This is a genomic window from Rhodococcus sp. EPR-134, assembly GCF_001647205.1.
In the GTDB taxonomy this organism is placed as follows: Bacteria; Actinomycetota; Actinomycetes; order Mycobacteriales; family Mycobacteriaceae; genus Rhodococcus_F; species Rhodococcus_F qingshengii.
Genome location: NZ_LVCT01000126.1, coordinates 1 through 5,555, shown reverse-complemented (window position 1 = coordinate 5,555; position 5,555 = coordinate 1). Strand labels below are relative to the sequence as shown.

Below are 5,555 nucleotides of genomic sequence, written 5' to 3'. Positions count from 1 at the left end.
GACCACCGATCAGCGCATTCCACACCTCTGTGAAGTCGTCCGGATCTTCGGCCAAACCAAGGACTTTGGCCAACGCCCCAGCTATGACCGCACCCGCGTCTTCGTCTCCGTCGGGGGTCAGCCCGAGCGCGGAGATGTCTTGCAACTTGCCGACCGCGTAGGCCAGAGCGGCGCGCCCTTGATCGTTGTCCTGCACAGAAAAGTTCGCAGACGAATAGATGCCAGATCCCATGTCGTTCCTTCGCTTTCATTGACTACGAGTTGAGGTTCTGACGATTCCGTGTCGCTCACGAGTGCGCGTCACGGCATAGGTCGTCGGGTGGGCGGGCCTCGAAGTTGATCTGCACCAATCCGCCTGCCCACATTGCCTTCGAACTACGCGCATTGAGGACAGGGTCAGCCGCGTTGTCCACAGCTGAGCAATCTCCACCTAGGACAGCAGATGGGCGGTTACGACCGACCGAGAACACACGTTCGGCGGACCGAAGGCGAAACACCCTGTCCCACCGCCGATAGCGGCGGTGGGACAACCACTTCGGATCGCGATCAGTCTGGTACGACGATTCCGAGTTCCGCCAGAATCTGACGCGACGGCGCGAGTGCTTCCTCGAATTTCGTGGGGTGAATCTGCATATCGAGTGCGTACGCCACCATCAGGGCAAGAGAATGCTTGGGTGCTTCCCGCTGAGCTTCCTCGAGCGCCATACGCAACAGCGCTCCGTCGCATGCGAAGTAGGCGAGAACTGCGACAATCGTCGCAGCTTCGGCCCGTGCCGGTCCACAGACCCGACGCGTTACGTCCGCAAAGACAGCGCGTGCAGCCTCACGGCGCCCGGTCAGACCGATAGCCACTACCGCGTCGCGAACACGTTTGTTGAGCAAGCCGCCCGCCAGCTTCGCCACATCGGCGTCAGAGAGTGGGTGGCCGTTCATATGGCGGTCCATCGCGGCGAGAACAGCACGCACGGCCCGCGCCGCTCCTGCATTGGATGGGGCCTTACCTGCAACGATATTGGCGCCTGTGGCAGTTACTTCGATTCGCAGTTCTTCACGGTCGCTGGCTACACCTCGACCTCGTTCGATCAACGAGTCCAGCGCGGCGGGACATGTAGTCGGGTCGTCGATAAGGCCCTCAGTCTTGCTGCTGTGGTCGATCCATCGCTCACCAAACGCGATCCGATCTACCTTGATCGTTGCCGTCACGTACATTCCGTCGGCCAGGCATGCCGCTGCGACAGCGTTCAACGCGTCGTCTCGCCGAGAATTCACGCCGATTCCGATCAGTGCCACCATGTCTGCACGGTCGTCCTCGTGGCCCACCAGACTCGAAATATCGTGCTCAGCAGCGCGTATTGCTGCGTCGAAATCGATCCGCACAGCTGCCGCGAGAGCGCCCTTTGCGAGTCTGACCACGACCAGGCATTCGTCCGGGGTGAAACCGAAGAATGCCGGTACAGCGGTGACAAGTGCTCCCGCACCTCGGATCGCCGCATTGTTCTTGGCCACAGTCGCCATCTCGCTACCCCGTTTCTACGAACTCGCTGGTTGATTACGTTCACAGCTTGTTCGCACCAGCCCGGCAGTGCGGCACGCGCACGAACGCCGGCGAACGCTGTTGCTGCAGTTCGCACCGTCTTTCGCCGCATTCGATGAGCGGACAGGATGCTCGTAGCCACTCGACCTGCCATGCAGGCAGCGGACAGGCTCGGTTACGGCGGATTCGGTGTGCAACTGCCATCGCAACTGCACACCGAATCGATCAGGATGCGGCCCAGCCGTAGAACAGCCAGCCGGCCTGCTTAGTGCCGAGGAATCCGTCGCACGTCTTCCGTTGCAATGACACCGATGCTTTCGCGTTCACGTCCTTTGCGGTCAGCGTCGCTTTCACCAGCGGTTGACCATCTACACGGCGGGTGATCGATATGACCTCCAGCTCAACAGTTTCGGCCAACAGGTTGGCCCCGATCCCCTTCAGCGCTTCCCTCGCAGCCGCCTGGGTCCGGTGGCCGAGCGCCCACGCTGGTAGCTGATTCTGGTTCGAACTCACCACGAAGTGGCGAGTCTCCCGCGGTCCGCTGGTCGCGGTGATCTTCGCACGTCTCGTGACGGTGGTTTCCCGAGCTATCAGGAACCAATCCGCAACCTCGTCTGCCGACCGCCCCAGCTTCTTTCCCAGTGCGGAGCGCATCGCATCGTGGTCGGAGTACACCGACCACGGCACCTGGAGGCTCACCGTTACCCGTCCGTCGTTTTCATACACCGGTTGTCGTTCTTCAAGAAGTGGAATCGCCTCGCATGCATTCCATTTGTCGAGTCCGTCCACGCGGTCGCTCGCCAGAGTGAATGCGGCGGCCAAGCTCATTGGGGGAACACGAACGGGATTCACTCCCCGGGTCGTACTGATGGTGCCGTTGTAGCCGTTGTTTCCGTACTCGAGTACCGCCTCGGCACACAAATCTTCGTAGACCGCCTCAACGTCACTGTTCGTATACACCACTTCATGGAAATCGTGACCGCCCATGCTTACTCCTGTTGCTCGCGTGGATATTTCGTCTCCACACTCACTCCAGCGGCCAAGCGGCGCGGCACCCCTGATCACCCCGGACAGCTCGCCGACGCGGCGTCTGTGCATGGACAGCGCTGGTTCCGGAGGCTGCGCGGACAACCTCTGGATCGGTACGCCTGCAATCCGCCCGTGTTCGCATCCGGACTCCGCCGCTCAGGCATCCGTCAGCGAGGAATGCACTCGTCAGAGAAGCATGCCCTCCAGGGGAGGTGTCAGGCCCGGGATCACCGCGGGATGAGCGTGACGAGCACTGATCAGATCTACGACTCGTTGGTCGAGGAGTAGGCCTGGATCCAGATGACGCTTTGCCCGCGTCAAGCCCACATACGCCAGCATCTGCTCATCTCTTAGATCGTCGAGGTCGAGAGGGAACGGAGCATCGTCCGGCTCGAGCTCCCATTCGTGGCTGATTCGCACTCGATCGAATTCCAGGCCCTTAGCTTTGTGACAGGTAGCCGAAACCAGCTCGGCCCTATCTGGTCTCACTGTCGATGCCATCGCTGCTCGCACCTCGTCGACGCCGTATGTGTCGACCAATTCGACCAGGGTTTTAAGTTCCCCCTCCCCTGGCGCGTTCTCTACGTAGTCCTGCAGATCTGCCCATGTCGTGAATGCGGCCAGATCCGCGTCTTTGGGTGATTGCCCGGCCTTCAGCAGTTCAGCGGATTCGCAGAACCGGGTAGCTGCGGCGGCGTCACCGATCAGTGCAGTCGTCTTCCCTGCCTGCTGGGCTGCGATCACTTCGGTCAGCGCAGCACCATTGGTCCGGCACAACACTGCATCTACAGGATCGGAGATCGAGATCAGCCGCGATTCCACGTTCTCGTTGCCGATGACCTGCAAGGTTGTGCCGAGTTTCCTGAGGTAGAAGTTCGCGGTGTCTGCGACCGCTGGCCCGAACCGCCATGACTTCGTCAGCGACAAATATGTGGCGCCGGCGACGTTCGACATACTGTTAATGGCGCCGGTGAAGCCGTAGATAGCTTGGTTCTCGTCACCAACACGTATCCGCTGCATATGAACTTGATCGCGAATAATGCTGTCGATCAACGGATTCGCATCCTGCGCTTCATCCAACATCAGGTAGTCACCGGGCCGACCCACGATGGGGTGGGTATCTGCCCACAGCTTCAACATGTGGGTCGGTGTGAATTTGATGGTCCAGTTGTGGGGGTCGCGAATCGCAGCCCACGCGCGGCGGGCAATCGGGAGAACATGGCCGATCAGTTCGTCCCGCTGCGCGCTGCCGACGTCGATTCCCCTCTGCTCGGGGACGTGCTGTGGTCCGATCTGCTCGTCCATTGTTTTGCAGAACTCGTCGACTGTTGCGAGCGCCAACCTTGTCACCGGATACTGCGCGAGTACCCGCGGGCCATCGCCGCCTGCAGAGAAGAAGATTTTGTGTGAATTGATCGCCTCCGCCATCTCTCGGAACTTCGATCGCCCGCCATCGAGCTTCGCCAGGAGTGGACCGTGCGCGGTGTTCCGCAAGTGACGGAGCGCGAACGCGTGTGCAGTCGATGTCTGCACTTGTTCAGGAAAGTGTGCTTTCGCTTCGGTAGCCACGGAACGGTTGAACGCGAGGTACAGACCGTGGCGTCCCGGATTTCTGGCTGCTTCGATCCGTGCGATCCCTTTCAGGGTTGACGTCTTTCCTGTGCCGGCGAGGGCGCAAATGACGAGGTCTGCGCCGGTGTCGAATCCGTCGAGGATTCGAGCTTGTTCCTCGGTGGGATCGAATCCGCCCATGGCAGACCTGACTGTGTGGGTGTCGAGAACCGGGTGCTCCGCCATCACGATGGGGCCGGTGATCGGTGCCGACTGTCTGGCGGCTTTCGGCGTGACTTCGCCCAGCGGGACGAGGTCACCTGCGCCGCATCGTTCGATCATCGCGGCCATCAAGAGGCCACATGCGTGCGCATCATCAGCTGCGCGATGGCTGTTCATTCCCGGCAGTTCGAGTAGATCCAGCAGCGTGGCGAGCTTGTGGTTCGGCGCGATCACCATCGTCCGGGCTGCCGCGAGTGTGCAGATACCTTGCCACTGCGGTCGAGGCAGTTCCAAGCGAGCGTATTCGGCTGTGAGGAAACGATTCTCGAACGAAAGGCTGTGCGCGACGACTCCGCTGCGTCCCACGAACTCGGCGAGGTCCGCGAACACCTCCTCCGATGAAGGAGCCGACCACACCATGTTCGGGGTGATTCCGTGTATCCGCTGCGCGTGGGGATTCAGCGGAACATCGTATCCAGGGTTGATCAACGATTCGAATCTGTCGATCACTTCTCCCCGGTGGTTCATCTTCACCGCGGCCACTTCGATAACCCGGCCGTCGTCCGAGACTCCGGTGGTCTCAACGTCGATCGCAACGAATGGCGTCCGCGTGAGGATTCCCGGCTTCCCAGTCTCCGTTTTGCGGACCTTACGTTGCGTGATAATCAGATCGGTCATGGCGTCCCTTGCAGATGTGGTGATCTCCGATGGGGGACAACTTATTTGCAGCTACTGACATGTGCGTCACCGGCTCCCGGCAGGCTCCCACAGAACCGGACACGATCTTGTAGGAAGGCACTGCACGAAGGGGCAGCTAGGGCTCCAGGACAGCTCGACTGCGAATCTCCTAGACGCCTCGCTAGACCAGGATTTCTCCGCCCAGATGCTCCGGACCGGCCGGATCACACCACGATCGACCATTCCGCCAGTCGCATCACAAGTGTTGCAGCAATTCCCGTAGCGGTCAGAACTTCGAGCACCCCGGCCCAGTCCGTCCAGTCGCTGGGTAGTCGCCCGCGGATTGCGATGACGAGCACTGCAAGTGCCGATACCAACACCGCGGTAGCGACGCCGAATAGGGAGCTGCCGGCGTGCACACCAACTGCCATCCCAACTCCGACAGCAGCGAAGGCAATTAGCCCGACAGCCCGCCCGTACGGCCCCGTCTCGGAAGTGGCGGGCACTCCCGTGGCAGGTTCCACGCTGTCGCGCGCATTCC

General features: G+C 60.9%; 6 protein-coding genes. All 6 read right to left on the bottom strand.

The genetic code is table 11. The annotated features are described in order from the left end of the window. Positions 1 to 232, bottom strand: a 232-nt coding sequence (locus A2J01_RS05655; RefSeq protein WP_156519188.1) for a hypothetical protein, incomplete at its 3' end; no start/stop codon positions are given. Positions 233 to 287: 55 nt separating this feature from the next. Beyond that, positions 288 to 413: a hypothetical protein gene (locus A2J01_RS37180; RefSeq protein WP_256938233.1), complete on the bottom strand. Its 126-nt coding sequence runs from the start codon at positions 411 to 413 to the stop codon at positions 288 to 290. A 133-nt stretch (positions 414 to 546) separates the two neighbouring features. Then, positions 547 to 1,515, bottom strand: coding sequence for a DUF4192 domain-containing protein (locus tag A2J01_RS05650; RefSeq protein ID WP_047269122.1), 969 nt, complete (start codon positions 1,513 to 1,515; stop codon positions 547 to 549). Positions 1,516 to 1,759: 244 nt separating this feature from the next. Beyond that, on the bottom strand, positions 1,760 to 2,521 hold the full coding sequence (locus A2J01_RS05645) for a hypothetical protein (RefSeq protein WP_064112284.1): 762 nt from the start codon (positions 2,519 to 2,521) through the stop codon (positions 1,760 to 1,762). Positions 2,522 to 2,749: 228 nt separating this feature from the next. Beyond that, positions 2,750 to 5,014 carry an exonuclease domain-containing protein gene (locus A2J01_RS05640; RefSeq protein ID WP_064112283.1) on the bottom strand — a complete coding sequence of 755 codons (2,265 nt, stop codon included), beginning with the start codon at positions 5,012 to 5,014 and terminating at the stop codon, positions 2,750 to 2,752. 224 nt (positions 5,015 to 5,238) lie between these two features. Beyond that, the coding region (locus A2J01_RS05635; protein ID WP_231915711.1) for a hypothetical protein at positions 5,239 to 5,555 on the bottom strand (317 nt) is incomplete at its 5' end.